Raw genomic sequence first — 2,629 nt, forward strand, 5'->3', positions numbered from 1 at the left:
CCGGGGGACCGGGCGGGCCCAGTTCATTGTCCGTTCGCTCCTGCAGCGGGCCGGCGCGAAGAGCGTCGGGGTGCCGATGGTGACCACCACGGACTACGTGAACACGATCCCGGCGGACCAGGAACCGGAGTTCCCCGGGGACGAAGAGACCGAGCGCCGCTACCGGGCGTGGATGCGCTGGAACGCCGCGATGCTGGTGCACCGGGCGCAGCGGCCCGACATCGGCGTCGGCGGGCACATCTCCACCTATGCGGGGGCGGCGACCCTGTACGAGGTGGGCTTCAACCACTTCTTCCGCGGCAAGGACCACCCCGGCGGCGGGGACCAGGTCTTCTTCCAGGGCCACGCCTCCCCGGGCATGTACGCCCGGGCCTTTTTGGAGGGCCGGCTGTCCGAGGAGGACCTGGACGGGTTCCGGCAGGAGAAGTCCCGCGAGGGCCACGCCCTGCCCTCCTACCCGCATCCGCGCAGCATGCCGGAGTTCTGGGAGTTTCCCACCGTCTCGATGGGCATCGGCCCGGCCAACGCGATCTACCAGGCCCAGCTGAACCGCTACCTGCACAACCGCGGGATCAAGGACACCGCGGACCAGCACGTCTGGGCCTTCCTGGGCGACGGGGAGATGGACGAGCCGGAGTCGCGCGGGTTCCTGCAGCTGGCGGCGAACGAGAAGCTGGACAACCTGACCTTCGTGATCAACTGCAACCTGCAGCGCCTGGACGGGCCGGTGCGCGGCAACGGCAAGATCATGCAGGAGCTGGAGGCCTTCTTCCGCGGCGCCGGCTGGAACGTGATCAAGGTCGTCTGGGGCCGGGAGTGGGACGCGCTGCTGGCCAAGGACGCCGGCGGGGACCTGGTGCGGATCATGAACGAGACCCCGGACGGGGACTACCAGACCTACAAGGCCGAGTCCGGCGGCTTCGTGCGCGAGCACTTCTTCGGCAAGAGCCCGCAGACCAAGGACATGGTCGCGGACCTGAGCGACCAGGAGATCTGGAACCTCAAGCGCGGCGGGCACGACTACCGCAAGGTCTACGCCGCCTACAAGGCGGCGGTGGAGTCCGAGGGCAAGCCGACGGTGATCCTGGCCCAGACGGTCAAGGGCTACGGCCTGGGCACGCACTTCGAGGGCCGCAACGCGACCCACCAGATGAAGAAGCTGACCCTGCAGGACCTGAAGGACTTCCGCGACCACCTGCGCATCCCGATCAGCGACGAGCAGCTGGAGGCGGACCCGTACCGTCCGCCGTACTACCACCCGGGCCCGGACGCCCCGGAGATCAGGTACCTGCTGGAGCGGCGCGCGGCCCTGGGCGGGTCCGTGCCGGAGCGGCGCACCAGGCACACGCCGTTGCACCTGCCCGACGAGAAGGCCTACGAGGTGGCCAAGCGCGGTTCCGGCAAGCAGCAGGCGGCCACCACCATGGCCTTCGTGCGCCTGCTCAAGGACCTGATGCGGGACAAGGAATTCGGCGCCCGCGTGGTGCCGATCATCCCGGACGAGGCCCGGACCTTCGGCATGGACTCGTTCTTCCCGACGGCGAAGATCTACAACCCCAAGGGCCAGAACTACCTGTCCGTGGACCGGGACCTGGTCCTGGCCTACAAGGAGTCCCCGCAGGGCCAGATCCTGCACACCGGCATCAACGAGGCCGGCTCCACCGCCGCGCTGACCGCCGCCGGCACCGCCTACGCCACGCACGGCGAGCCGCTGGTGCCCATCTACATCTTCTACTCGATGTTCGGCTTCCAGCGCACCGGGGATGCCTTCTGGGCGGCGGCGGACCAGATGGCCCGCGGCTTCGTCATCGGCGCCACGGCCGGGCGGACCACGCTCACCGGGGAGGGCCTGCAGCACGCCGACGGCCACTCGCCGCTGCTGGCCTCCACCAACCCGGCGGTGGTCACCTACGACCCGGCCTACGGGTACGAGATCGGGCACATCGTCCGCGCCGGCCTGGAGCGGATGTACGGCGGGAAGCACCCGGACCCGAACGTGATGTACTACCTGACCGTCTACAACGAGCCGATCGTGCAGCCGGCCGAGCCGGAAAACCTGGACACCGAGGGCGTGGTGAAGGGCATCTACCGGCTCTCCCCCGCCAAGGCGGACGGCCCGCAGACCCAGCTGCTGGCCTCCGGCGTCGCCGTGCCGTGGGCCCTGGAGGCCCAGCAGATCCTGGCCGAGGAGTGGGGCGTCGCCGCCGCCGTGTGGTCGGTGACCAGCTGGACCGAGCTGCGCCGCGACGGCCTGGCCGCCGAGGAGGAGTCGTTCCTGAATCCCGGGACCGAGGCCCGCAAGCCGTTCATCACCCGCCAGCTCGAGGATGCCGCCGGCCCCGTGGTCGCGGTCAGCGACTACATGAAGGCCGTGCCCGACCAGATCCGCCAGTTCGTGCCCAACGAGTTCGCCACCCTGGGCGCGGACGGCTTCGGCTTCTCCGACACCCGGGCCGCGGCACGGCGCTACTTCAAGATCGACAGCCACTCGATCGTGGTCCGGGCGCTGCAGCTGCTGGCCCGCCGCGGCGAGGTGGACCAGAACGCGCCGAAGGAGGCCTTCGAGCGCTACAAGCTCAACGACGTCAACGCCGGCACCTCCGGCACCGCCGGCGGCGAGTCCTGACCC

1 protein-coding gene is annotated in these 2,629 nt (G+C 70.0%); it reads left to right on the plus strand.

Annotated elements, in window-relative coordinates:
• Positions 1-2,626, plus strand: a 2,626-nt coding sequence (gene aceE / locus ACFQ36_RS22090; RefSeq protein WP_377017614.1) for a pyruvate dehydrogenase (acetyl-transferring), homodimeric type, incomplete at its 5' end; no start/stop codon positions are given.
• Positions 2,627-2,629 lie beyond the last annotated feature (3 nt).

The organism is Arthrobacter sp. GCM10027362, from assembly GCF_042679445.1.
In the GTDB taxonomy this organism is placed as follows: domain Bacteria; phylum Actinomycetota; class Actinomycetes; order Actinomycetales; family Micrococcaceae; genus Crystallibacter.